At 53.6% G+C, this 24,696-nt stretch carries 18 protein-coding genes; 8 read left to right on the top strand and 10 right to left on the bottom strand.

Annotated features, from left to right (window positions below; translation table 11 throughout):
• Positions 1-351 precede the first annotated feature (351 nt).
• The 3 genes from feoA to feoC are packed head-to-tail and all read left to right on the top strand — an operon-like array spanning position 352 to position 3,185.
• Positions 352-579, top strand: coding sequence for a ferrous iron transporter A (gene feoA / locus MRY16398_RS01935; RefSeq protein ID WP_041851377.1), 228 nt, complete (start codon positions 352-354; stop codon positions 577-579).
• Between the two features lie 30 nt (positions 580-609).
• Positions 610-2,928 (top strand): Fe(2+) transporter permease subunit FeoB, encoded by a 2,319-nt coding sequence (gene feoB / locus MRY16398_RS01930; protein WP_071194948.1) that lies wholly within the window; start codon positions 610-612, stop codon positions 2,926-2,928.
• Between the two features lie 11 nt (positions 2,929-2,939).
• Positions 2,940-3,185 (top strand): [Fe-S]-dependent transcriptional repressor FeoC, encoded by a 246-nt coding sequence (gene feoC / locus MRY16398_RS01925; RefSeq protein WP_041851375.1) that lies wholly within the window; start codon positions 2,940-2,942, stop codon positions 3,183-3,185.
• Between the two features lie 28 nt (positions 3,186-3,213).
• Here feoC and MRY16398_RS01920 read toward each other — a convergent pair whose 3' ends face one another.
• Together MRY16398_RS01920 and bioH are read right to left on the bottom strand one after the other, a co-directional pair.
• Positions 3,214-3,483 carry a YdgH/BhsA/McbA-like domain containing protein gene (locus MRY16398_RS01920; protein WP_041851374.1) on the bottom strand — a complete coding sequence of 90 codons (270 nt, stop codon included), beginning with the start codon at positions 3,481-3,483 and terminating at the stop codon, positions 3,214-3,216.
• A gap of 118 nt (positions 3,484-3,601) precedes the next feature.
• Positions 3,602-4,375 (bottom strand): pimeloyl-ACP methyl ester esterase BioH, encoded by a 774-nt coding sequence (gene bioH / locus MRY16398_RS01915; protein ID WP_125123776.1) that lies wholly within the window; start codon positions 4,373-4,375, stop codon positions 3,602-3,604.
• Between the two features lie 38 nt (positions 4,376-4,413).
• On the opposite strand from bioH, the gene gntX reads away from it, so the two are divergent.
• The 3 genes from gntX (at position 4,414) to gntT (ending at position 7,380) form a co-directional block, all read left to right on the top strand.
• Positions 4,414-5,097: a DNA utilization protein GntX gene (gene gntX, locus MRY16398_RS01910; RefSeq protein WP_125123775.1), complete on the top strand. Its 684-nt coding sequence runs from the start codon at positions 4,414-4,416 to the stop codon at positions 5,095-5,097.
• Positions 5,098-5,155: 58 nt separating this feature from the next.
• Complete coding sequence (gene nfuA / locus MRY16398_RS01905; protein ID WP_041851371.1) at positions 5,156-5,731, top strand: Fe-S biogenesis protein NfuA; 576 nt, start codon at positions 5,156-5,158, stop codon at positions 5,729-5,731.
• A gap of 332 nt (positions 5,732-6,063) precedes the next feature.
• The gene (gene gntT, locus MRY16398_RS01900) at positions 6,064-7,380 is read left to right on the top strand and encodes a gluconate transporter (protein WP_041851370.1); all 1,317 of its coding nucleotides are present in this window, start codon (positions 6,064-6,066) and stop codon (positions 7,378-7,380) included.
• 67 nt (positions 7,381-7,447) lie between these two features.
• On the opposite strand, the gene malQ is transcribed toward gntT, so the two are convergent.
• Together malQ and malP are read right to left on the bottom strand one after the other, a co-directional pair.
• Entirely contained in the window at positions 7,448-9,535 is a 2,088-nt protein-coding gene (malQ, locus tag MRY16398_RS01895) for a 4-alpha-glucanotransferase (RefSeq protein ID WP_071194951.1), read from the bottom strand.
• Between the two features lie 9 nt (positions 9,536-9,544).
• Positions 9,545-11,938, bottom strand: coding sequence for a maltodextrin phosphorylase (malP, locus tag MRY16398_RS01890; RefSeq protein ID WP_107223566.1), 2,394 nt, complete (start codon positions 11,936-11,938; stop codon positions 9,545-9,547).
• Between the two features lie 639 nt (positions 11,939-12,577).
• Between malP and malT the strand changes: the two genes are divergently transcribed.
• Positions 12,578-15,283 (top strand): HTH-type transcriptional regulator MalT, encoded by a 2,706-nt coding sequence (malT, locus tag MRY16398_RS01885; protein WP_041851367.1) that lies wholly within the window; start codon positions 12,578-12,580, stop codon positions 15,281-15,283.
• A 40-nt stretch (positions 15,284-15,323) separates the two neighbouring features.
• Here malT and MRY16398_RS01880 read toward each other — a convergent pair whose 3' ends face one another.
• Genes MRY16398_RS01880 through glpE form a run of 3 tightly spaced genes read right to left on the bottom strand, consistent with a single transcriptional unit; the run spans position 15,324 to position 17,319 of the window.
• The gene (locus MRY16398_RS01880; RefSeq protein ID WP_041851366.1) at positions 15,324-16,082 is read right to left on the bottom strand and encodes a DeoR/GlpR family transcriptional regulator; all 759 of its coding nucleotides are present in this window, start codon (positions 16,080-16,082) and stop codon (positions 15,324-15,326) included.
• A 17-nt stretch (positions 16,083-16,099) separates the two neighbouring features.
• Positions 16,100-16,930 carry a rhomboid family intramembrane serine protease GlpG gene (glpG, locus tag MRY16398_RS01875; RefSeq protein WP_125123774.1) on the bottom strand — a complete coding sequence of 277 codons (831 nt, stop codon included), beginning with the start codon at positions 16,928-16,930 and terminating at the stop codon, positions 16,100-16,102.
• A 59-nt stretch (positions 16,931-16,989) separates the two neighbouring features.
• Entirely contained in the window at positions 16,990-17,319 is a 330-nt protein-coding gene (gene glpE, locus MRY16398_RS01870; RefSeq protein ID WP_041851364.1) for a thiosulfate sulfurtransferase GlpE, read from the bottom strand.
• Between the two features lie 241 nt (positions 17,320-17,560).
• Between glpE and glpD the strand changes: the two genes are divergently transcribed.
• Positions 17,561-19,066 (top strand): glycerol-3-phosphate dehydrogenase, encoded by a 1,506-nt coding sequence (gene glpD / locus MRY16398_RS01865; protein WP_041851363.1) that lies wholly within the window; start codon positions 17,561-17,563, stop codon positions 19,064-19,066.
• Between the two features lie 48 nt (positions 19,067-19,114).
• On the opposite strand, the gene MRY16398_RS01860 is transcribed toward glpD, so the two are convergent.
• The 3 genes from MRY16398_RS01860 to glgA form a co-directional block, all read right to left on the bottom strand.
• On the bottom strand, positions 19,115-20,635 hold the full coding sequence (locus MRY16398_RS01860) for a PstS family phosphate ABC transporter substrate-binding protein (protein ID WP_125123773.1): 1,521 nt from the start codon (positions 20,633-20,635) through the stop codon (positions 19,115-19,117).
• Between the two features lie 131 nt (positions 20,636-20,766).
• Positions 20,767-23,214 (bottom strand): glycogen phosphorylase, encoded by a 2,448-nt coding sequence (glgP, locus tag MRY16398_RS01855; RefSeq protein ID WP_041851361.1) that lies wholly within the window; start codon positions 23,212-23,214, stop codon positions 20,767-20,769.
• A 19-nt stretch (positions 23,215-23,233) separates the two neighbouring features.
• Positions 23,234-24,667 (bottom strand): glycogen synthase GlgA, encoded by a 1,434-nt coding sequence (glgA, locus tag MRY16398_RS01850; protein WP_041851360.1) that lies wholly within the window; start codon positions 24,665-24,667, stop codon positions 23,234-23,236.
• Positions 24,668-24,696 lie beyond the last annotated feature (29 nt).

Here is a 24,696-nt window from a genome sequence, read left to right as displayed (position 1 = left end):
TATATTTTAGTTAATAAAACCGCCTCATAACTCTTTATTATTTAAACTTTATTCTTATTATTAATTTAACCTTAAGTCCGGGTAATAAATTAAATATCCCTTCACTGTTTCTTATTTATTATTGCAAACGGGAAAGGCAAAACAACATAAATTTTGAGCCATATCAACAATGGCTCGGATTGTGGTTCCGCTTTGCGCAATATCGCGGTTTAATAGTGATGATAAAAACTATTCTCATTATCATTGTATGAGTGGAGTGACACTCATTGCTGTGCTGGCTAACTAACTGGTTTCATGCGCTTTACTGGCGCATGGTGGGAATGTTGTTTGCGATACAGATAAGTAGGTCCTATGCAATTCTCTCCTGACAGTGCGTGGAAAATAACGGGGTTCTCTCGCGAAATTAGCCCTGCGTGGCGCCAGAAACTCCTCTCATTAGGCATGTTGCCCGGCTCATCATTTAATGTCGTGCGCGTAGCCCCCCTTGGTGATCCTATTCACATTGAAACCCGACGCGTTAATCTGGTCTTGCGTAAGAAAGATCTCGCGTTTCTGGAACTGGAAGCCGTTTCCCGCTAATGGCCCGGCCATGAAAGAGAGAGAAGAACAATGAAAAAATTGACCGTGGGATTAATTGGTAATCCTAATTCCGGCAAGACCACATTATTCAATCAGTTAACTGGTGCGCGCCAGCGCGTGGGGAACTGGGCGGGTGTCACGGTTGAGCGCAAAGAGGGGCAATTCTCTACCACCGACCATCAGGTTACGCTGGTGGATTTGCCCGGTACCTACTCCCTGACCACTATCTCGTCACAGACCTCACTGGATGAGCAAATTGCCTGTCACTACATTCTGAGCGGCGATGCGGACATCCTGATTAACGTCGTGGATGCCTCAAACCTCGAGCGCAACCTCTATCTCACGTTGCAGTTGCTGGAACTTGGCATCCCCTGCGTAGTGGCGCTGAATATGCTGGATATTGCCGAGAAGCAAAAAGTCCGCATTGATATCGACGCCCTCTCCGCTCGCCTCGGCTGCCCGGTTGTTCCGCTGGTGTCCACCCGTGGTCGCGGTATCGACGCGTTAAAAATCGCGCTTGATCGCCATCAGAAAAATAAACAAATCGAGCTTGTCCACTATGCCCAGCCGCTGTCGCGTGAAGCCGATGAGCTGGCGCAAGGCATGGCCGCGGACATGCCCATCCAACAACGTCGCTGGCTGGGCCTGCAAATGCTGGAAGGCGATATCTACAGCCGCGCTTACGCTGGTGATGCCGCCCACAAGCTGGATATTTCACTGGCACGCCTGCAGGACGAAATCGATGATCCCGCACTGCACATTGCCGATGCCCGTTATCAAACCATTGCCGCCATTTGCGAGGCGGTCAGTAACACCCTGACGGCGGAATCCAGCCAGTTTACGGCAGCCGTTGACCGAATCATTCTGAACCGCTTCCTTGGCTTACCGATTTTCCTGTTTGTGATGTACCTGATGTTCCTGCTCGCCATTAACATCGGTGGTGCGTTACAGCCGATTTTTGATGCGGGTTCAGTGGCGATTTTCGTCCACGGTATCCAGTGGCTGGGCTATACGCTGCATTTCCCGGAATGGCTGACCGTTTTCCTTGCTCAGGGGCTGGGCGGTGGTATCAACACGGTGCTACCGCTGGTACCGCAAATCGGCATGATGTACCTGTTCCTCTCATTCCTTGAAGACTCTGGCTATATGGCACGTGCGGCCTTCGTCATGGACCGTTTGATGCAGGCGCTGGGGCTGCCGGGTAAATCCTTCGTGCCGCTGATTGTCGGCTTTGGCTGCAATGTTCCCTCAGTGATGGGGGCCAGGACCCTGGATGCGCCGCGTGAACGTCTGATGACCATGATGATGGCACCGTTTATGTCCTGCGGCGCGCGTCTGGCCATTTTCGCTGTCTTCGCATCGGCCTTCTTCGGCCAGCAGGGAGCGTTACTGGTCTTTTCGCTGTACGTGCTGGGCATTGTGATGGCAATCCTTACCGGCCTGATGCTTAAACACACCATCATGCGTGGCGAAGCGTCACCGTTCATTATGGAACTACCGGTCTACCACGTGCCGCACCTGAAAAGTCTGGTCTTGCAGACCTGGCAGCGTCTGAAAGGCTTTGTGCTGCGGGCCGGTAAAGTCATTGTGATCGTGAGCATTTTCCTCAGTGCTCTCAATAGCTTCTCTTTGAGCGGTAAAACGGTTGATAACATTAACGATTCTGCGCTGGCGTCAGTAAGCCGCGTCTTTACCCCCATACTGGAACCGATTGGCGTGCACGGTGACCACTGGCAGGCGACCGTTGGCCTGGTGACGGGGGCAATGGCGAAAGAAGTGGTGGTCGGGACGCTCAACTCACTCTATACCGCCGAACACATTCAGAAAGCGGAATTCAATCCCGCAGAATACAGTCTCGGCGATGAACTGATCGCTGCACTCGACGAGACCTGGAGCAGCCTGAAAAACACCTTCAGTCTGAGCGTACTGGCCAACCCTATTGAAGCCAGCAAGGGCGACGGTGAGATGGCAGAAGGCACTATGGGCGTGATGAGTGAGAAATTCGGCAGCGCCGCTGCGGCCTACAGCTACCTGATTTTCGTTCTGCTCTACACCCCGTGCATATCCGTAATGGGCGCCATTGCCCGTGAATCGAGCCGTGGCTGGATGGGGTTCTCCGTGCTGTGGGGGCTGAATATCGCCTATTCACTTGCCACGCTGTTCTATCAGGCCGTGAGTTTTGAGGAGCACCCGGTTTACAGCCTCACCTGTATTCTCGCGGTGATCTTGTTCAACGTCATCGTGATTGGCGGTCTGCGTCGCGCCAGAAGTCGCGTGGATGTGAATCTCCTGGCCAGCCGCAAAACCGTCGCCAGTTGTTGTGAAAGCCCGGCGGGCGACTGCCACTAAGGACACGAAACATGGCATCGTTAATTGAGGTTCGCGATATGCTTGCTTTACAGGGCCGGATGGAAATCAACCAGCTCTGTAACGCGCTGCATCTCTCCCGGCCAATGGCCGATGCCATGCTGACGCGCATGGAAGCCATGGGCAAAGCAGTACGTATTCAGGAAGAGGCGGACGGGTGTCTGAGCGGCGAGTGCAAACAATGCCCGGAAGGAAAATCGGCCTGCCAGCGTGAATGGTGGTCACTGACAGGATGCTGATAGCGGGTCAGGCGACCCGCTCATAACATTACTTATAGACATCCGCCGTAGCATGGATGTCTTTTTCATTCTTCTCGCCGCTGGTCACAACGAAATATTTGCCGCCCAGCTCATCCGCTTTTTTTGACAGCTCTTTTTTCGCGTCCATGGGTGCCGAGGTATCAGACGTGGTAATCGTCCCCACTTTTGTCAGATTCATACCCGCGACCTTATCTTTTTCGAGTTCCTGCGCCGCCATAACGCCAAACGACAGGGAGCCAATCACCAGAGATGCAACAATACCTGTAACAAGTTTCATAGACTTGATTCTCCTCGGGTTTTTTAGATTGTGATGCTGTGGTAAAGAAAGATAAGCCAACCGCAGCAACGCTCTGAGTATTGTCGTGAAACGGCATTTTTTCCAGGTGGCACAATAATTACACCGCGAAACTATTAAATTCTGTCAATGCTCTGCAGAAATCGTCCGGGTAAGAAATAAAAGGCGCATGGGCAGCTTTAGGAAATATCAGCGACTGGCTTTGTGGCCAGCGCGCATCCAGCGTGGCAACAATTTTGCGCGGCACCAGCCCATCTAATCGCCCGTAAAGCCGCAAGAAGGGAATCTCCAGCCCTGACAGCGCGTCGCGCAGATCTTCTGTTTTGAGGATCTCCAGCCCACCGTTCAGCACCTCTGTTGAGGGCATCGGTAACGACAATACCGCCTGCTTGAGCTGACGTGCATCCTGACGGGCTGTCTCCGTACCCATCGTCTGCAGAGCGAGAAAGCGCTCGACCGTACGTTGAAAATCCTCGCTGAGCTGTCGCTGGAAACCGGCCAGCACATCCGGTTTGATGCCAGGCCATTCATCCTGCGCGCCAAAACAAGGGGATGATGCAACCGTCACCAGGCCGCTGACACGCTCAGGGGCAAGAAGCGCAACCTTGCTTGCGACAAGCCCGCCGAGGCTCCAGCCCAGCCAGACGGCGCGCTGCGGCGCCTGCGCCAACACACACTCCGCCATCTCCTGCAATGTCATTGCCGAAAATCCGCTACTGCGCCCATAACCCGGCAGGTCCACCAGATGCAGTGTAAATTGCGAGCGTAGTTGCGGCACAATGCAATCCCAAACCTGCGCGTTCAGCCCCCATCCGTGCAACAGCACAAGATGGCAATTTCCTTCGCCTTTGGTTTCCCACCAGATGTTGTTCATCAGTTATCGTTCTCTTTCTTAAAACAGGGAGGGTGAACATGCTAACAGCGCCGGGCTTGTGCTGGCTATGTCGAATGCCGCTGGCGGTAGCGCACTGGGGCTTGTGTTCCTGCTGCACTCGGGCGGTAGTTGCCCCCCTGTCCGTTTGTCCAGGCTGTGGTTTGCCTGCCGCGAGCCGTACACTGCCTTGCGGCAGATGCCTGCAAAAACCGCCGCCGTGGCAACGTCTGGTGGCGGTCAGCGATTACGCATTGCCATTGAGTATGCTGGTGCATCAGTTCAAATTCGTGCGACGCCCCGAAATGGCAAATGCGCTGGCCCGGCTGTTGGTACTGGCAGTCATCAACGCACGCAGAACAACACAGTGGCAGAAACCCGATATGCTTATCAGCGTACCGCTTTATCGGCATCGCCAGTGGCGCAGAGGATATAACCAAAGTGATCTGCTCTGTCGTGCCCTTGCCCACTGGCTATGCTGTCGCTATGAACCGAGCGCCATTGTCCGCATTCGGGCAACGTCCATTCAGCATCATCTCAGCGCCCGGCTACGCAAACGCAACCTGAAAAATGCCTTTCGCCTTGAATTGCCCGTCCAGGGACTCCATATGGTTATCGTGGATGATGTCGTTACGACCGGCAGCACCGTCGCGGAAATAAGTCGGTTGCTCCTGCGCAACGGCGCGGCGTCTGTTCAGGTATGGTGCCTTTGTCGAACCTTGTAGACCCTCGATGATGGGCGTATTATAACCAAGTAAAATAGTCAACTATTAGGCCATTGCTATGATCCGTATCTCTGATGCTGCGCAAGCGCATTTTGCTAAACTGCTGGCAAATCAGGAAGAAGGGACACAAATCCGTGTATTTGTGATTAACCCAGGCACGCCAAACGCTGAATGCGGCGTCTCTTATTGTCCGCCAGATGCAGTGGAAGCAACTGACACCGCCCTGAAATTTGAACAACTGACCGCCTATGTCGATGAGTTAAGTGCACCGTACCTGGAAGATGCGGAAATTGATTTTGTCACCGATCAGTTGGGTTCCCAGCTCACCCTGAAAGCACCAAACGCGAAGATGCGTAAAGTGTCCGAAGACGCACCGCTGATGGAACGTGTTGAGTATCTGCTGCAATCGCAGATCAACCCGCAACTGGCAGGCCACGGCGGCCGCGTCACGCTGATGGAAATTACGGATGAAGGCTATGCCATCCTCCAGTTTGGCGGTGGTTGTAACGGCTGTTCAATGGTGGATGTAACGCTGAAAGAAGGGATCGAAAAGCAGTTGCTTAACGAATTCCCGGAACTGAAAGGTGTACGCGATCTTACCGAACACCAGCGCGGCGAGCACTCCTACTACTAAGCCGACTTTTATCTGATGCTCTCCCGATGCGGGAGAGCATGTTACCTGTATCTTTCCCCGCTATCTCGCGCCTCTTTTTTGCACTCATTTCCAGCCTGGAATATGACAGGCATCTCACTTCGTAAATTTTGACCCGCCGGGTGATTCTCTTTTCATGAATGTTACCCGTATCATCTGTGCCAGTACCAAAAATATAAAAACATCCAGCTATCCTTTTAAAAAGTGGATGTAAGGCATATCGGTACTCCAGCGCTTCGTTTTTACAGGGCTAAAACCTGCAATAACCGCTGAAAAACTGACGTTACCCATAACAAATTAAGGCCAGGTAAATCATGCCATTAGTCATCGTTGCTATCGGTGTAGTCTTGTTGTTGTTATTAATGATCCGCTTCAAATTGAACGGATTTATCGCTCTGATCCTGGTGGCACTCGCCGTCGGTATGATGCAGGGCATGCCTCTGGACGCAGTTATCAAATCTATCAAAGCCGGTGTGGGCGGAACGCTGGGCAGCCTTGCGCTGATCATGGGCTTCGGCGCCATGTTGGGTAAACTGCTGGCGGACTGCGGCGGCGCACAACGCATCGCCACAACGCTGATTGCAAAATTTGGCGAAAAACACATTCAGTGGGCCGTCGTACTGACCGGCTTTACCGTGGGTTTTGCGCTGTTCTATGAAGTGGGCTTCGTCCTGTTACTGCCGCTGGTTTTCACTATCGCTGCCGCAGCCCGTATCCCGCTGCTGTATGTGGGTGTCCCGATGGCGGCCGCGCTTTCCGTTACTCACGGTTTCCTGCCTCCACACCCTGGCCCGACCGCAATCGCTACCATCTTCCATGCGGACATGGGTAAAACGCTGCTCTACGGTACACTGCTCGGTATCCCGACAGTGATTCTGGCCGGCCCGGTCTATGCTCGCTTCCTGAAAGGCATCGACAAGCCTATTCCGGAAGGGCTGTACAACAAGAAAACCTTTACCGAAGAAGAAATGCCGGGCTTTGGCGTCAGCGTCTGGACCTCTCTGGTACCGGTGGTACTGATGGCGCTGCGTGCGGTTGCTGAGATGCTGCTGCCGAAAGGCCATGCGATTCTGCCTTACGCTGAGTTCTTCGGCGATCCGGTGATGGCGACCCTTATTGCGGTACTGATTGCCGTCTTCACCTTCGGCCTGAACCGTGGTCGTTCCATGGACGACATCAACGAAACGCTGACCAGCTCAATCAAAATCATTGCCATGATGCTGTTGATCATCGGCGGTGGCGGCGCATTCAAACAGGTTCTGGTTGATAGCGGCGTGGATAAATACATCGCTTCGCTGATGCATGAAACCAACATCTCGCCAATCTTTATGGCGTGGTCAATTGCCGCCGTACTGCGTATCGCGCTGGGTTCTGCAACCGTTGCAGCCATTACCGCAGGCGGGATTGTTGCGCCGCTGATTGCCACCACTGGCGTGAGCCCTGAACTGATGGTTATCGCGGTTGGTTCCGGTAGCGTGATTTTCTCTCACGTGAACGATCCAGGCTTCTGGTTGTTCAAGGAGTACTTCAACCTGACCATCGGGGAAACCATGAAGTCCTGGTCCGCACTGGAGACCATTATCTCTGTCTGCGGTCTGGTTGGCTGTCTGCTGCTGGGAATGGTGGTGTAAGTTCTACCGTCCAACTGGTTGTTAAAAAGAGAACCCGCCGAGTGGCGGGTTCTTTGTATTTACTTATTTACTTCTTCCCTGCCGCTTTCCGGCGTTTATCCAGGTCTTTAATCAGCTTGTTGACGTTCTCATCGGCAAACATTTTTTCCAGTGACACGGCGAGCTTACGCCGCCAGTTTTTGTACTGGTAGCTGGTGCCCGGAATGTTCACCGGTCCGGCCATATCCAGCCAGTCTTCCGGCTGCAGCCCAAGCAACGCACTATTGCTGTCAGCGATATAGCGTTGCATACCACGATTAAGTACCGCACTCATTGGCATACGTGAGGCTTTATGCCCCACCCGTTTTGGCAAACAACCATGGGCGTGGAGCGCATCCAGCAGCCCCTGTTTTGCCAGTTCGCGATCGAGATACAGCCCACGCAGCACCACTTCATCCGGGTACAGACCCAGCGTTTTACCGAGCGTCAGGTCACCACTTTCCCAGTATCCCCGCAGCGTCGGCAAATCATGAGTGGTCGCCACCGCCATTGACTGTGCCGGGTAAGCTTTAGGAGCACGGTAGCGCTTCTCGTGGTCATTTTCAAAATAGAGGACTTTGTAGGAGTAAACGCCGCTGTCGCGCAGCTTGCTGACGATCTCCACCGGCACCGTCCCCAAATCTTCGCCAATGACCATGCACTGATGACGCTGACTTTCCAGTGCAAGGATCGACAACAGGTCGTCCACCGGGTACTGCACATACGCCCCGTGATCTGCCGTTTCGCCATAGGGGATCCACCACAGGCGCAGCATCGACATCACATGATCGATACGCAGCGCGCCACAGCTTTTCATATTGGCGCGCAGCAGCTCAATAAAGGGTTCGTAAGCGCGCGCGGCAATAATGTGCGGGTCCATCGGCGGCAATCCCCAGTTTTGCCCCAGCGGGCCGAGAATATCCGGCGGTGCCCCCACAGAGGCTTTCAGGCAGTACAACTCACGATCGCACCAGGTTTCCGAACCGCCTTCGGCAACGCCCACGGCGAGATCCCGGTACAACCCAATAGGCATATTGTGGCCCTGGCTCTCCTGCCAGCACTCGGCAAATTGCGTATACGCCAGCCACTGCAACCACAGGTAAAAGTTCACTTCATCGGCATGGCTTTCGCAAAAGGCTTTAACCGCCGGGCTGTCGGTTGACTGAAAATCTTCCGGCCAGGCAGGCCAGCCCCAACGTAGCGGATCTTCTTTCACCTGGTTGGCATGTAGCGCATCAAATGCCGCCTGCCAGTACAGACTTTCCCCCTCTTCCTTCACGAAGGCGTGAAACGCAGCGCGCAAATCGTCATCATCTTTACGCTGTGAAAACTGCACCCAGGCCAGGCGTAATGCCGCCAGTTTGAGGGCGGTCACACCTGCGTAATCGACAAACTCCGCGTCGCGAGCGGCATCCAGCGCCTTGCGCGTCGTAGGGAGTTTCCACCACGCCTGCGCCTCTTTGCTCAACTGAAAATCTTCTACCGCATTAACATCGATATAAATGATATTCAGCCAGCGGCGAGATGAAGGGCTGTAGGGGCTGGCGCTTTCCGGGTTGGCCGGATAGAGGGCGTGAATAGGGTTCAGGCCGATGAACGCGCCACCGCGCTGCCCCACCTCGCCCAGCATGACTTTCAGATCGCCAAAATCGCCGATCCCCCAGTTACGCTCAGAACGCAAGGTATAAAGCTGTACACACGCCCCCCAGAGTTTTTTCCCTTCCAGCAGCGCCTGCGGTTCATAGCAGCGCTTTGGGGTAACAATTAAGCGACAATGCCAGCTCTGCTCACTTTGCCGCAGCGTCAAGGTGTGATACCCCTGCGGTAACTTCGTTGGCAGGGTGAGGTTTTTCCCTGCGTCGACCAGGCCTTTATGCTGCTGACCGTCTTCGGTGGTGATTATCCAGTTGAAAGTACCGTTTCCCTCAATCGGCAATGACTTCTTCTTTCCCTGGGTGTGCACCAGCACATTCGGGACCGGCGTTACCGCGACAGGTGTCGCGGTAACAGCGTGCATAGCGTCAAGCAAACGTCGTTTGGTTTCCGCACCAATAGACTGTGGTTTGCCATGCGCATTGATGTAATCCGGGCTAATTCCCGCCGCCAGTGCGGCATTATCAAGACGTTTGCTCACTATGGCGTTTCCTTAGCGTTTTGCCTGCCAGATACGGGTTTGGTAATCACGGATCGAACGATCCGAACTGAACATGCCGCAACGTGCGGTATTCAATATTGTAGCCCTCGTCCAGGCTTCTTCATCGCGATAGAGCGTATCAACCCGTTTTTGCGCTTCAACGTAAGCGGCGAAATCCGCCAGAACCAGATAGGGATCGCCGCCCTGCTTACCGATGCTGTGCAGCATCTGGTCGAACGCATGCTTGTCGCCCTCGCTATATTTGCCGCTCTCAAGTTCTTTGAGCACCGCATCCAACAGCTTGTCTTTCTTACGCCATTTCACCGGATCGTAGCCTTTGGCTTTCAACGCCTTCACCTCTTCCACGGTATGACCGAAGATGAAGATGTTTTCATCGCCAACCTGCTCGGCAATCTCCACGTTGGCACCGTCAAGGGTTCCGACGGTGAGCGCACCGTTCAGCGCCAGCTTCATATTGCCGGTACCCGAGGCCTCTTTACCTGCGGTAGAAATTTGTTCAGACACATCTGCCGCCGGGATAAGACGTTCCGCCGCCGAAACGCAATAATCCGGCAAGAAAACCACTTTCAGCTTATCGCCCACCGTCTTATCGTTATTGATTACAGCGGCCACTTTATTGATGGCGTAAATGATATTTTTCGCCAGGTAGTAGCCCGGCGCGGCTTTCGCACCGAAGAGGAATACGCGTGGTACGCGGTCTGCCTGCGGATTTTCACGAATCTCTTTATACAGCGCCACAATATGCAGCAGGTTCAGATGCTGGCGTTTATATTCATGCAGACGTTTGATTTGAATATCAAACAGCGCATGCGGATTGATCTCAATGCCGGTACGCGCTTTGACGAACGCCGCAAGCTGCACCTTATTTTCCTGTTTGATAGCGCGATATTGCGCGCGGAATTTCGCGTCGTCGGCAAATTTTTCCAGATTAATAAGCTGGTCGAGATCGTTCGCCCACTCATTTTTCAGCGACTTATCCAGTAATGCCGCCAGAGCCGGGTTGCACTGTTTAATCCAGCGACGCGGTGTAATACCATTAGTGACATTGTGGAATTTCGTCGGCCACAGTTGGTGATATTCCGGGAACAGATCTTTGACGACTAAATCTGAGTGCAGTGCCGCAACGCCGTTCACCGCAAAGCCGCCGACGACACACATATTGGCCATCCGCACCTGTTTGTTGTGCACCACTGCCAGTTTCGCCCACACGTCCTCATCGCCAGGCCAGGTTTGCTCAACCAGTACCTTAAAGCGATCGTTAATCTGTTTGATGATTTGCATATGGCGAGGCAGCAGCGCTTTTACCAGTTTTTCATCCCAGCACTCCAGCGCTTCCGGCATCAGCGTATGGTTGGTGTAGGCGAAGGTTTTGCTGGTAATAGCCCAGGCGTCATCCCAGCTCAGTTGATGTTCATCAATCAGCACGCGCAACATTTCCGGGATCGCAATGGTCGGATGCGTATCGTTAAGCTGGATAACTTCAAAGTCCGGCAACTGGGCAATTTTGCGCCCGGCCAGGTGATGACGACGCAGAATGTCCGCCACGGAGCAGGCACACTGGAAATATTGCTGCATCAGACGCAGCTTCTTGCCCGCCTGGTGGTTGTCATTTGGGTAGAGCACCTTGGTCAGTTTTTCTGCATCGATACCCTGCTGCTCGGCACGCAGGAAATCACCGTCGTTGAATTTGGTCAGATCGAACGGGTGCGCATGGGTCGCCTGCCACAGTCGCAGCGGCTGTGCTACGCCGTTACGATAACCCAGTACCGGTAAATCCCAGGCTTCGCCGACAATCGTAAATTCCGGCGTCCAGTGGCCGTCTTTACTCACTTTACCGCCAATGCCCACCTGCACGTTCAATTGCGCATTATGGCTAAACCAGGGGTAGCTGCGACGCTGCCAGTCATCCGGCGCCTCTTTCTGCTGACCATCGTCAAAAGACTGACGGAACAAGCCATACTGATAGTTCAGGCCATAGCCGGTGGCAGACTGGCCTACCGTTGCCATCGAGTCCAGGAAGCACGCCGCCAGACGCCCTAACCCACCGTTACCCAGCGCCGGGTCGGTTTCTTCTTCCAGCAGATCGCTCAGATTGATACCGCTTTCCTGCAGAATATCGCTCACCTCTTGATACCAACCAAGGTTGAGCAAGTTGTTACCTGTCAGGCGGCCAATCAGAAATTCCATTGAAATGTAGTTTACATGACGCTGGTTTTTCGCCGGTTTAGCCAGCGGTTGTGCCACCAGCAATTCTGCCAGCGCGCCGCTAACGGCCTGCCACCACTGGCGAGATGTCATCTCCTGGGCTGTGTGCAAACCAAAATGTTGCCACTGACGCGTCAGGGCCGCCTCAAATTGCGCTTTGTTAAACGTGGGCTTTGACATAGAGAATTCGGATCCTGTAATTGAAAAAACAACGTTAGCGCTAGTGTGCCAGGCTCATGAAACGACTTCCTCATCCTGCCAGGGATTCAACGGGGAGGAGCAGCAGGGATGAGCGAAAAGTGTGATCTCTGCCACCTAAAGTTAGCTGTTTTTTTAAGCATTCTTCAAGCATTTACTGTTTCAAGCGGGAGGAAAAAACACGGCGATGCGTCGTTCACTTACCGTGGGGATAACGGGGGAGAATGTCAAAGAATTGAAATATTGTTTCAGGGAAATTATCACTCGCGGCATCAACATAATTTGAGTAAATAATATTTTCTTAAATGATAATTTCGCCTTTTGCTATTTGTGCGATTACCTCGCCGTTTTGGGAAATATTTCACCAAAGCCCCCAAAAGATGCAAAACTATTTCGCCTTATTTTGACGCGTTTTGCTGCAAATCGGGCTGCATACCCTTTCGCCACGGGTGCTGTCTCTTTTTTCGCAACTCAAACAGAAATGTGACATAGTGCAAATTCACAATCGTCAGATCCGGACATAACTTGCAATAATTCGGAATTTATCCGACCTTATTTATATTAATTACGAAGCGCAAAAAAATCGTTTTTCCCCTTTGTCCTCACAGTGAAGTGATAACTATGTTGATTCCGTCTAAATTAAGTCGCCCGGTACGCCTCGACCATACTGTCGTTCGTGAGCGTCTGTTGGCTAAACTTTCCGGCGCGAACAATTTTCGGCTTGCGCTGATCACTAGCCCTGCTGGGTACGGAAAAACAACGCTCATTTCCCAATGGGCTTCCGGTAAAAATGACGTGGGCTGGTTTTCGCTGGATGAAGGCGACAATCAGCAGGAACGTTTTGCCAGCTATTTCATTGCTGCTATTCAACAGGCCACGGGTGGGCATTGCGTCACCAGTGAGGCAATGGCGCAAAAACGCCAGTACGCCAGCCTCTCCTCCCTCTTTGCTCAGTTGTTTATTGAGCTGGCAGAGTGGCAACGCGCGCTCTATCTGGTGATAGATGACTACCACCTCATCACCAACCCGGTGATTCATGAAGCCATGCGTTTCTTCTTGCGCCATCAGCCGGAAAACCTGACGCTGATTGTGTTGTCGCGCAATTTACCGCAGTTAGGCATTGCCAATCTGCGCGTACGTGAACAACTGCTGGAGATCGGCAGCCACCAACTGGCCTTTAATCATCAGGAAGCGAAGCAATTTTTTGATTGCCGCCTGACTTCCCCCATCGAAGCGGCAGAGAGCAGCCGTCTGTGTGATGACGTTGCCGGCTGGGCCACCGCGCTCCAACTCATTGCCCTTTCCGTACGCCAGAATCACAGTGCCGCGCAGCAATCCGCTCGTCGTCTGGCGGGGATCAACGCCAGCCATCTGTCCGATTATCTGGTGGATGAGGTGCTGGATAATGTCGATGCCAGCACGCGTCTGTTCTTACTGAAAAGTTCGCTATTGCGCTCGATGAACGATGCGCTGATTGTCCGTGTCACCGGCGAAGAAAATGGTCAGATGCGGCTGGAAGAAATTGAGCGCCAGGGGTTATTCCTGCAGCGCATGGATGACTCCGGTGAATGGTTCAGCTACCACCCGCTGTTCGGCAATTTCCTGCGCCAGCGCTGCCAGTGGGAACTGGCGACTGAACTACCGGAAATTCATCGCGCGGCGGCAGAAAGCTGGATGGCACAGGGATTCCCCAGCGAAGCCATCCACCACGCGCTGGCGGCGGGCGACGGCATTATGTTACGGGACATTCTGCTGCATCACGCCTGGGGCTTATTCAACCATAGCGAACTCAGCCTGCTGGAAGCCTCGCTGAAAGCGCTACCGTGGGAGAGCCTCCTGGAGAACCCGCGCCTGGTGCTGCTACAGGCCTGGCTGATGCAAAGCCAGCATCGCTACAGCGAAGTGAATACCTTGCTGGCCCGTGCCGAACAGGAGATGACCACCCAAATGGACGCCTCCCTGCACGGTGATTTCAACGCATTGCGCGCGCAGGTCGCGATCAATGATGGCGACGCCGCCGAAGCGGAACGCCTGGCGATGGTGGCGCTCGATGAACTGCCGCTTGCCAATTACTACAGCCGTATTGTCGCCACGTCGGTACACGGTGAAGTGCTGCACTGCAAAGGGCAACTGACCAACTCGCTGGCGTTGATGCAGCAAACCGAGCAGATGGCGCGCCGCCATGACGTGTGGCATTACGCCTTGTGGAGCCTGATTCAGCAGAGCGAAATTCTGTTTGCACAAGGGTTCTTGCAGGCTGCCTGGGAGACCCAGGAAAAAGGCTTTGTTCTGGTGCGCGAACAGCACCTTGAGCAGTTGCCGATGCACGAGTTCTTACTGCGCATTCGTTCGCAATTACTCTGGGCCTGGGCGCGTCTTGACGAATCTGAAGCCGCCGCTCGCCAGGGGATGGAGGTTCTCGCCTCCTTCCAGCCGCAGCAACAGTTACAGTGTCTGGCGCTGGTGATTCAAAATTCGCTGGCTCGCGGTGACCTGGATAATGCTCGCGCGCATTTACACCGTCTGGAGAACTTGCTGGGTAACGGCCAGTATCACAGCGACTGGGTGTCGAACGCCGATAAGGTCCGGGTGATTTACTGGAACATGACGGGCGATCGTAAATCAGCAGAGCAGTGGCTTCGCCAGACGCCTAAACCCGAATTTGCCAATAACCACTTCCTGCAAGGGCAGTGGCGCAATATCGCCAGAGCGCAAATTCTGCTTGGCGATTTCGACCCGGCTGAAATGGTGCTTGAAGAGCTCAACGAGAACGCCCGCAGCTTGCGCCTGATGAGTGATTTGAACCGCAACCTGCTGTTACTGAATCAGTTGTACTGGCAGTCCGGGCGTAAAAACGACGCACAGCGCGTGCTGCTTGAGGCACTGCAACTGGCCAACCGCACCGGGTTTATCAGCCACTTTGTTATTGAAGGCGAGGCCATGGCGCAGCAACTGCGTCAGCTTATTCAACTCAATACACTGCCGGAACTGGACCAGCACCGCGCGCAGCGTATTCTGCGTGACATCAACCAGCATCACCGGCATAAGTTCGCCCATTTTGACGAGAGCTTCGTTGAACGCTTGCTGAACCATCCGGAAGTGCCGGAGTTGATCCGCACCAGTCCGCTAACCCAGCGAGAGTGGCAGGTATTAGGGCTTATCTACTCAGGCTACAGCAATGAGCAAATCGCCGGTGAACTCGCCGTGGCGGCGACCACCATTAAAACGCATATCCGTAATTTGTATCAGAAGCTGGGGGTTGCCCACCGTCAGGATGCCGTATTGCATGCCCAGCGGCTGCTGAAAATGATGGGGTACGGTGTCTGAGTATCAGGTCGGGCTGCACAACGCCGCCCGACGCGACTGCTTAGCATAACTCTAACTGGACGTTATTACTGGTGATCACCTGCATGACGCCAGCGGGTGGCATGATGTCCGTGTAAACGGCATTGACCATACTGATACTGCCCATGTTGACCATTGCGTTGCGTCCAAACTTCGAGTGATCCACCACCAGCATCGCATGGCGCGAGTTTTCAATTATCGCCCGTTTGGTGCGCACTTCATGATAGTCAAACTCCAGCAGCGAACCATCAGCGTCAATGCCGCTGATGCCAAGAATGCCGAAGTCCAGACGGAACTGAGAAATAAAGTCCAGCGTGGCTTCGCCGACAATCCCACCGTCACGGCTACGCAACTCACCGCCAGCGAGAATGACGCGGAAATCTTCTTTTTTCAGCAGCGTGTTCGCCACGTTGAGGTTGTTCGTCACCACGCGTAAATCGCTGTGATCGAGCAGCGCGTGCGCCACGGCTTCAGGGGTGGTGCCAATATCAATAAACAACGTTGCGCCGTTTGGGATCTGACTGGCCACTTTACGGGCAATGCGTTCTTTCTCTGCCGTTTGCGTCGCCTTACGATCGTGCCAGGAGGTATTGACGGAGCTGGAAGGTAGCGCGGCCCCCCCGTGGTGGCGCAGGATTTTGTTTTGATCGGCCAGATCGTTCAGATCGCGGCGAATAGTCTGCGGACTTACCGAGAATTGCTCTACCAGTTCTTCCGTGCTGACATATCCCTGCTGTTTAACCAGTTCAATGATCGCGTCATGACGTTGTGTTTGTTTCATGAAATGTCTCTGGATAATTATGTTCGTTTTCGCGCATTCAATGTATCTACCAGCGCCATCGCAAGGCCAATCAACAGCCCGCCGGTGTGTGCGCCGATAGCCGTATCCACTGCTGAGATGCCAAACCAGTCAGCAACCAGTAACACGACCGTAAAAATAGCCAGTCCACGAGGCAGCCAGACCGGGCGTTGCGGGTCCAGCTCACCACGTAGCCACACATAACCAATCAATGCATAGACCACACCTGACAAACCGCCAAACCACGGGCCAGCCAGTTTGTACTGTAAAAAGCCGCTCAGTAACGCGCTGATAAGGGTGATCACCACCAGCTTGCCGCTTCCCAGGCGTTTTTCCACCGCTCCGCCAAGATACCACCACCAGAACAGGTTAAAGATGATATGAACCAGCGAAAAGTGCATTAGCGCATGGCTAAAATAGCGCCAGGCTTCAAATTGCACCGAGGCATCGTAGGGCCAGGCAAGCCAGACCATCACATCCTGATCGCTATACAGACTCATCAGAATAAAGACCAGGACGCAGGCCGCGAAGACAGCGAGAGTCATTGGCCCACCCCGTTCCCTCAGCGCCGCGCGCAGGGTAAAACCACGGTACTGCAGACCGCTGCCCGTCTCGCCGGATTGCCAGCTTGCGGCGAGATAACGCGGATCGGTGGGGTTTTCCAGAAAACGCGCCAGTTCAGCTTTCACGCGCTCTGCCTGGCTTTCATCCGCCAGCCAGATATCGCATTGTGAGTGGTGTTGAATGGTAAGAATGACGCCCTGGGTTTGCATGTAATCAACAAACGCCTGGGCGATACGCGGATTGGTAAATGATGTAATCATCAACATGGCAGGCGGTCGCTTTGTCCCTGGAAAAGAGCACAGTATAGCGGCAGAGTCTTCACTCTCTAAAGGGATCCCTGCTCGACTTCCGCTGGAAAGTGACGGTGCCAGGCATCAAAGCCGCCATCAACACTGAATACCGCATCATAGCCTTGCTGGAGCAGGTATTGCGCCGCGCCTTTACTGCTATTGCCGTGATAGCACATCACCATCACCGGGGTATCGAAGTCGGTTTCGCGCATAAACGCACCGAGGGTGTCGTTTGTTAAATGAAAAGCGCCCGGCGTGTGGCCAATCGCATAGCTTTGTGGGTCACGAATATCAACCATTACCGCCTGCTTAAGCTGCAGTTTCTGGTGGGCCTCTTCAACATTAATACAGACAAATTGATCCATTCTGATCTCTTTTCTTTTTCGTATGGCAGGTGGTACGCCTGCTTCCTTTCCACACGTTCAGGGAGGAAAAAACAGGCAACATAAGTTTACCGCTTAGTGTACGTCCTCCAGGCGGAGAAACACCATTATGTTATGTATATCACTCTAAATTGTTTTTCTGATGTTACCAAAAGCGCGATCTTTTGCTATTATGAGCGATATCGAACATTTGTGAGCTTTAACGAAAGCGCGTGAGGGCAGCATGGAAACCAAAGATCTGATCGTTATTGGCGGGGGCATCAACGGTGCCGGTATCGCGGCAGACGCCGCCGGGCGAGGTTTATCCGTGCTGATGCTGGAAGCCCAGGACTTAGCTTGCGCAACTTCCAGCGCCAGCTCAAAATTGATTCACGGTGGCCTGCGCTACCTTGAACACTATGAGTTTCGGTTGGTTAGCGAGGCGCTGGCCGAGCGCGAAGTGCTGTTAAAAATGGCACCGCACATCGCCTTTCCGATGCGTTTCCGCTTACCGCATCGCCCGCACTTACGTCCGGCATGGATGATCCGTATCGGTCTTTTTATGTACGACAACCTGGGTAAACGCACCAGTTTACCCGGATCGCAAAGTTTGCGTTTTGGCTCAGAATCGGTCCTCAAACCTGAAATCGTGCGCGGTTTCGAATATTCTGACTGTTGGGTCGATGATGCCCGTATGGTCCTGGCGAATGCGCAGATGGTTGTGAAAAAAGGCGGCGAAGTGCGTACCCGTACGCGCGCTGTCTCAGCAAAACGTGAAAACGGTTTGTGGATTGTTGAAGCGGAAGATATCGACACCGGGGAAAAATTTAGCTGGCAAGCACGCGGTCTGGTCAATGCCACCGGCCCATGGGTTAAACAGTTCTTTGATGACGGGATGCATTTGCCGTCTCCGTATGGCATTCGTCTGATCAAAGGCAGCCATATCGTGGTGCCACGCGTTCATTCACAGAAGCAGGCTTATATTCTGCAAAACGAAGATAAACGTATCGTCTTCGTGATCCCGTGGATGGATGAGTTCTCCATCATTGGTACAACCGATGTGGAATATAAAGGCGACCCGAAAAACGTCGAAATCGACGAAAGTGAAGTGAATTACCTGTTGAAGGTCTATAACGCGCACTTTAAAAAGCAACTGACGCGCAATGACATTGTCTGGACTTACTCCGGCGTGCGCCCGCTGTGTGACGATGAGTCCGACTCCCCACAGGCAATCACTCGCGACTACACGCTGGATATTCACGATCAGGACGGTAAAGCGCCGCTGCTGTCCGTCTTTGGCGGCAAGCTTACGACCTACCGCAAGCTGGCTGAACATGCGATGGAAAAACTGGCCTCCTACTATGAAGGTATCGGCCCGGCCTGGACCAAAAACTGTGTATTGCCTGGCGGGGAGCTGGGGGGCGATCGCGATGACTACGCCGCGAAACTGCGTCGTCGTTACCCGTTCATTACCGAGTCGCTGGCCCGCCATTATGCCCGGACTTACGGCAGCAACAGCGAGCTGATTCTGGGGCAGGCAGGCTCAATTGAAGACCTGGGCGAGCATTTCGGCCATGAGCTTTACGAAGCCGAACTGCGTTACCTTGTTGAGCACGAATGGGTGCGCCGTCTGGACGATGCTATCTGGCGTCGTACCAAACTGGGCATGTGGCTCAATGCCGAGGAGCAATCCCGTGTGGCGCAGTGGCTGACCCGCCACAGCAAAGCGGAATTATCGCTGGCCTCTTAATCTTGAATGCCCCCGCTGACGCACGTTCAGCGGGGTTCTTTTAGGATGCTAGTTTGCCGGACTGTGCAACGGCACGTACCCCACATCCTCCACCAGCGCCTGCCCCTGCGGGCTTAAAAACCACGCCACCAGCTTTTGCGTTTCCGCCGTTGGGTTTTCACGCGTCACCATGTAAACATCCACAACGAAAGGGTATGTCTCGTTACGAATGTTCTCTTTCGTCGGCGCGACGCCATCGATGGCTAATAACTTGATGCCCGCATTGGCATTCATCTTCGTGGCATAGTAGCGGAAGGTGTAACCTATTGCCCCTTTGCTGTTTTGGTACTCAGCCACTTTACGGATCACGCCCCCCATTCCCCTCGCCACTTCAGTCTCTTTTGGCGGCAGCATGGGCATCTCTTTCATCACTTTCGCCAGCATCGTGGACTGACTTCCGGAATCTTCCGGCCGTTGCCAGACTTCGATATCACGCGCGTCACCGCCCACGTCGCTCCAGCGTGTCGTTTTGCCACTGAAAATGTCGCGCACCTGCTGCTGAGTCAGACTGTCGACAGGGTTATCGGCATGTGTAATGAACACAAAGGCTTCACGAGCAAACGGCGTGTAGGTCAGATTGAAGTTCGCCGCCTGTGCCCGCTTTTTCTGCCCCTCAGAAGGTTGGGCGACAAAGATGATATCGGCTTTATCGGCAATAATATTTTTATAGGCGTCTGGCGTGCGTGACAGGGACAGGCAGCAGGCCTGAATACCATAAGAGGTCATGTCGTCCGGGAAACGGTTCAGCGCAAAGAAGGCCGAGGCGTATAGCGGGTAGGCTGCGGTCGCACCATCAAGGCGTGGGTGTTTGTCCGCGAAGGTAAAAGGAGCGGCACCGCGCAACGCCGTGAGTTTGTTATTGGGCCTGTCAGGGTAATAATCCCAGCGATCAAGAGATTCACTGACGGCATGCTCACTTGTTACCCGAGGGAATTTCTTCTGTCGTAACGCCGCCTGCCAGCAGGCCACCAGACTCAATATAATCAGCGCTAACACCAGCAGATTTCGCAAGCAAAGCGAGGCGCGAGAATCGGGCGCGTAGCGATGACGCCAGTAACAGCCGAGGGTAAAGCAGGCCTGGGTACCCACCGGGATAATCACCATCGCCCAAAACCAGCCGGTTAACAGCGCAATAAGGTTAATGCCCATCCAGGGTAGACCGAGTTTAAACATTATCCCAAACCAGCGGCTGCTAAAGCCCAGGCCAGACCGCTGCATAATGACTATCCAGCACAGCAATACGAGCAGCGCAGGCAGCAGTAACAAACTCTGGCGTAAGGCATTGTTCTCTTTCGGTTGGGTAAAGCGCGCCCACAGCCAACCCATAAGAAACATCATGACGCCACCCAATGCGTAAAACACACATGTGGCGATATCACCGTTCGCAAATGAGCGTGAAAGATCCAGCGCAATAAGCGCTTTTTTGAGTAACTCCTGGACAAATAGACACGCCGCCGCCGCGCCATGTGCTAACAACGGAACGCCAATAAACATCAATAAAAGCGATCTTACCCACCATCCGAATCCCATATCCTGCCACCTCATCCTTGTTTGTCGGCCAATTATAAAGGCGCGGCCTGGCAGCTCATCCCCCTGCATATTCTGAAAAAAAACGGAGCCCTGGGGCTCCGTGAGATATTTATGGCGAAAACGAAGGTGACTTACAGGCGTACCGGATCGATATGCCAGATCTGCTCGGCATACTCCTGAATCGTTCGGTCAGATGAGAAGTAGCCCATATTAGCGATGTTGTGCATCGCCTTCATGGTCCACTCTTCCGGGTTACGATAGAGCTCGTCTACTTTGTCCTGACAGTCAACGTAGCTGCGGAAATCGGCCAGTACCTGATAATGGTCGCCAAAGTTAATCAGCGAATCCACGAGATCGCGATAACGACCTGGCTCATTCGGGCTGAACAGGCCGGTCGCAATTTGCGTCAGTACCTGATGCAGCTCCTCATCTTTTTCGTAGTATTCACGCGGTGAATAGCCTTTACGGCGCAGCTCTTCAACTTCTTCGGCGGTATTACCAAAAATGAAGATGTTATCCGCCCCCACATGCTCAAGCATTTCTACGTTCGCACCGTCCAGCGTACCGATGGTCAACGCGCCATTGAGGGCAAACTTCATGTTACTGGTGCCGGACGCTTCCGTCCCAGCCAGCGAGATCTGCTCAGAAAGATCCGCCGCCGGAATGATCACCTGCGCGAGACTTACGCTGTAGTTGGGAATAAAGACCACTTTCAGCTTATCGCCAATCTGCGGATCGTTATTGATCACCGCCGCCACATCATTGATAAGGTGAATGATGTGCTTCGCCATGTAGTACGCCGACGCCGCTTTACCGGCGAAGATATTGACGCGTGGTACCCACTCTGCGGTCGGATCTGCTTTGATACGGTTGTAGCGGGTGATCACGTGCAGCACATTCATCAACTGACGCTTATATTCGTGGATACGTTTGATCTGCACATCGAAGAGCGCTTTCGGGTTGACCACCACATTAAGCTGCTGGCCTATTACCGCCGCCAGACGCTTTTTGTTCTCCAGCTTGGCATGGCGAATCGCCTGGTTCACCGTCGGGTAGTCGATATGCTGTTCCAGCTCGCTGAGCTGGCTCAGATCGGTACGCCAGGTACGGCCAATATTCTCATCCAGCACGCCTGACAACGGCGGGTTCGCCAGCGCCAGCCAGCGACGCGGTGTGACACCGTTGGTCACGTTTGTAAAGCGCATCGGGAAAATGTTGGCGAAATCGGCAAACAGGGACTGCACCATCAGGTTGGAGTGCAATTCAGACACGCCATTCACTTTATGGCTCACCACCACGGCCAACCACGCCATGCGCACGCGACGCCCGTTCGATTCATCGATAATCGACACACGACTCAGCAGGCCAATATCGTTAGGGTACTGTTCCTGAATGGTTTTCAGGAAGTAGTCATTAATTTCAAAGATAATTTGCAGGTGGCGCGGCAGGATCTTACCGAGCATATCAATCGGCCAGGTTTCCAGCGCTTCGCTCATCAGCGTGTGGTTGGTGTAGGAGAACACCTGGCAGGTCACCTCGAACGCTTCATCCCATGAGAATTTATGCTCATCAATCAGCAGACGCATCAATTCAGGGATCGACAATACCGGGTGGGTATCGTTCAGGTGAATCGCGGTTTTCTCCGCCAGATTGGCGTAGGTTTTGTGGAGCTGGTAATGGCGGCTCAAAATATCCTGAACGGTTGCCGACACCAGGAAGTACTCCTGACGCAGGCGCAACTCCCGGCCAGAATAGGTCGAGTCATCCGGATAGAGCACGCGAGATACGTTTTCGGAGTGGTTTTTATCTTCCACCGCCGCAAAATAGTCACCCTGGTTAAATTTACCCAGGTTGATTTCGCTACTCGCCTGCGCATTCCACAACCGCAGGGTGTTGGTCGCGTCGGTATCGTAACCAGGAATAATTTGATCGTAGGCCACGGCCAAAATCTCTTCGGTCTCCAGCCAGTTAGACTTTTTGCCTTCCTGCTGCACGCGCCCGCCAAAACGCACTTTGTAGCGGGTGTTATGGCGTTTGAATTCCCATGGGTTACCGTATTCCAGCCAGTAATCCGGAGACTCTTTTTGCCGGCCATCAACAATGTTCTGCTTGAACATGCCGTAGTCGTAGCGAATACCATAACCGCGTCCAGGCAGCGCCAGCGTTGCCAGAGAATCCAGGAAGCAGGCCGCAAGACGCCCTAACCCCCCGTTACCCAATCCTGGGTCGTTTTCTTCGTCAATCAGCTCTTCCAGATCCAGCCCCATCTCTTCCAGAGCGTTTTTGACATCGTCATAAATACCTAATGACAACAAGGCGTTGGAAAGGGTGCGGCCAATCAAAAACTCCATCGACAGGTAGTAAACCTGGCGCATTTCCTGAGAGAGCTGTGCACGGTTGGAACGTAACCAGCGTTCTACCAGGCGGTCACGCACCGCAAACAGCGTGGCGTTCAGCCACTCATGTTTGTTGGCGATGACCGGATCTTTACCAATGGTAAACATCAGCTTGTAGGCGATCGAATGTTTTAACGCTTCGATGCTCAGTGTGGGTGATGCATATGTAAAAGGTGCATTCATACAAGTGATTCCTGGAAAACTATTTCAACCGATAGTAAAGATCGCGATAGGATTGCGCGGCGACCTGCCAGCTAAAATCCATGCCCATCGCCTGGCGCTGAACAAAACGCCAGAGAGAGGGACGGGACCACAACACGAAAGCACGCCGAATCGCGCGAAGCAGCGACCAGGCATTACTGTCTTCAAATACAAAACCACTGGCGATTCCATCTGCCAAATTCTCCAATGAGCTATCGGTCACGGTATCCGCCAGCCCGCCCGTGCGACGAACTAACGGCAACGTGCCGTACTTCAATCCATAAAGTTGCGTTAACCCACACGGCTCAAAACGGCTCGGAACCAGGATGACATCCGCCCCGCCCATAATGCGATGTGAAAACGCCTCGTGATACCCAATTTGCACGCCGACTTGCCCTGGATGCTCCGCCGCCGCCGCAAGGAAACCTTCCTGCAGAACCGGATCGCCCGCGCCAAGTAGCGCCAGTTGCCCGCCTTGCTCCAGCAAACCGGGTAATGCCTCCAGCACCAAATCCAATCCTTTCTGGCTGGTTAAGCGACTCACTACCGCAAAAAGCGGCGCTTTGTCGTTCACTTTCAGCCCCATGGCGATCTGTAGCTGGCGTTTGTTCTCCGCTTTTTCCTCCAGCGTATCCCGCGTATAACGCGATGAAAGCAGCAGGTCTGTTGCCGGATCCCAAATTTTTTCATCCACGCCGTTCAGAATACCGGACAGGCGCCCTTCAACTTGCCGCTGACGCAGCAGCCCCTCCATGCCGTAGGCAAACTGCGGCTCGGTAATTTCGCGAGCGTAGGTCGGGCTGACCGCCGTAATATGATCGGCGTAATAGAGACCGGCTTTCAGGAAAGAGATCTGTCCGTTGAATTCCAGCCCATGCATATTAAAGAACGACGATGGCAACTGTATTTCACTCATATGTTGCGCGTAATACATCCCCTGATAAGCCAGGTTATGTACCGTGAACACAGACTTCGCCGGTCTCCCCTTCGCCGCCAGATAAGCGGGCGCCAGCCCTGCATGCCAGTCGTGGGCATGGACGATATCGGGCCGCCAGAACGGGTCCAGCCCGCTGGCCATCTCTGCGCCGACCCAGCCAAGCAAGGCAAAACGCAGAACGTTATCGGTATAAGCAAAAAGATTGGTATCGTGATACGGGCTCCCGGGACGATCGTAAAGATGCGGCGCATCAATTAAGTAGATCCCCACCCCGTTGAAATGTCCGAACAGCAATGAAATACGACCAGCAAATGTATCCCGCCGCGAGACCACTTGAGCATCAGTCACGCCGCGACGAACATCCGGGAATGCAGGCAGCAAAACGCGCGTATCAACGCCATCGGCAATTTGCGCCGCAGGCAATGCGCCAATAACATCAGCCAGACCACCGGTCTTCAGCAACGGAAACATCTCAGAACATACATGTAAAACCTGCATTATCGCTCCTGTCAAAACCGCTAACACTT

The sequence above is a fragment of the Phytobacter sp. MRY16-398 genome (assembly GCF_003925915.1).
GTDB classification, from domain to species: domain Bacteria; phylum Pseudomonadota; class Gammaproteobacteria; order Enterobacterales; family Enterobacteriaceae; genus Phytobacter; species Phytobacter diazotrophicus.
The sequence above is the reverse complement of the archived record's forward strand: the minus strand, read 5'-3'. Positions and strand labels throughout refer to the sequence as shown.

Bases quoted from the DNA above. Each gene is read 5' to 3' on its own strand.
- MRY16398_RS01860 (WP_125123773.1), bottom strand. From the start codon at position 20,635: ATGGGATTCGGATGGTGGGTAAGATCGCTTTTATTGATGTTTATTGGC.
- bioH (WP_125123776.1), bottom strand. From the start codon at position 4,375: ATGAACAACATCTGGTGGGAAACCAAAGGCGAAGGAAATTGCCATCTT.
- malT (WP_041851367.1), top strand. From the start codon at position 12,578: ATGTTGATTCCGTCTAAATTAAGTCGCCCGGTACGCCTCGACCATACT.
- malP (WP_107223566.1), bottom strand. From the start codon at position 11,938: ATGTCAAAGCCCACGTTTAACAAAGCGCAATTTGAGGCGGCCCTGACG.
- glpE (WP_041851364.1), bottom strand. From the start codon at position 17,319: ATGGATCAATTTGTCTGTATTAATGTTGAAGAGGCCCACCAGAAACTG.
- nfuA (WP_041851371.1), top strand. From the start codon at position 5,156: ATGATCCGTATCTCTGATGCTGCGCAAGCGCATTTTGCTAAACTGCTG.
- glpG (WP_125123774.1), bottom strand. From the start codon at position 16,930: ATGTTGATGATTACATCATTTACCAATCCGCGTATCGCCCAGGCGTTT.
- glpD (WP_041851363.1), top strand. From the start codon at position 17,561: ATGGAAACCAAAGATCTGATCGTTATTGGCGGGGGCATCAACGGTGCC.
- MRY16398_RS01920 (WP_041851374.1), bottom strand. From the start codon at position 3,483: ATGAAACTTGTTACAGGTATTGTTGCATCTCTGGTGATTGGCTCCCTG.
- gntX (WP_125123775.1), top strand. From the start codon at position 4,414: ATGCTAACAGCGCCGGGCTTGTGCTGGCTATGTCGAATGCCGCTGGCG.
- glgA (WP_041851360.1), bottom strand. From the start codon at position 24,667: ATGCAGGTTTTACATGTATGTTCTGAGATGTTTCCGTTGCTGAAGACC.
- feoB (WP_071194948.1), top strand. From the start codon at position 610: ATGAAAAAATTGACCGTGGGATTAATTGGTAATCCTAATTCCGGCAAG.
- gntT (WP_041851370.1), top strand. From the start codon at position 6,064: ATGCCATTAGTCATCGTTGCTATCGGTGTAGTCTTGTTGTTGTTATTA.
- MRY16398_RS01880 (WP_041851366.1), bottom strand. From the start codon at position 16,082: ATGAAACAAACACAACGTCATGACGCGATCATTGAACTGGTTAAACAG.
- feoC (WP_041851375.1), top strand. From the start codon at position 2,940: ATGGCATCGTTAATTGAGGTTCGCGATATGCTTGCTTTACAGGGCCGG.
- feoA (WP_041851377.1), top strand. From the start codon at position 352: ATGCAATTCTCTCCTGACAGTGCGTGGAAAATAACGGGGTTCTCTCGC.
- glgP (WP_041851361.1), bottom strand. From the start codon at position 23,214: ATGAATGCACCTTTTACATATGCATCACCCACACTGAGCATCGAAGCG.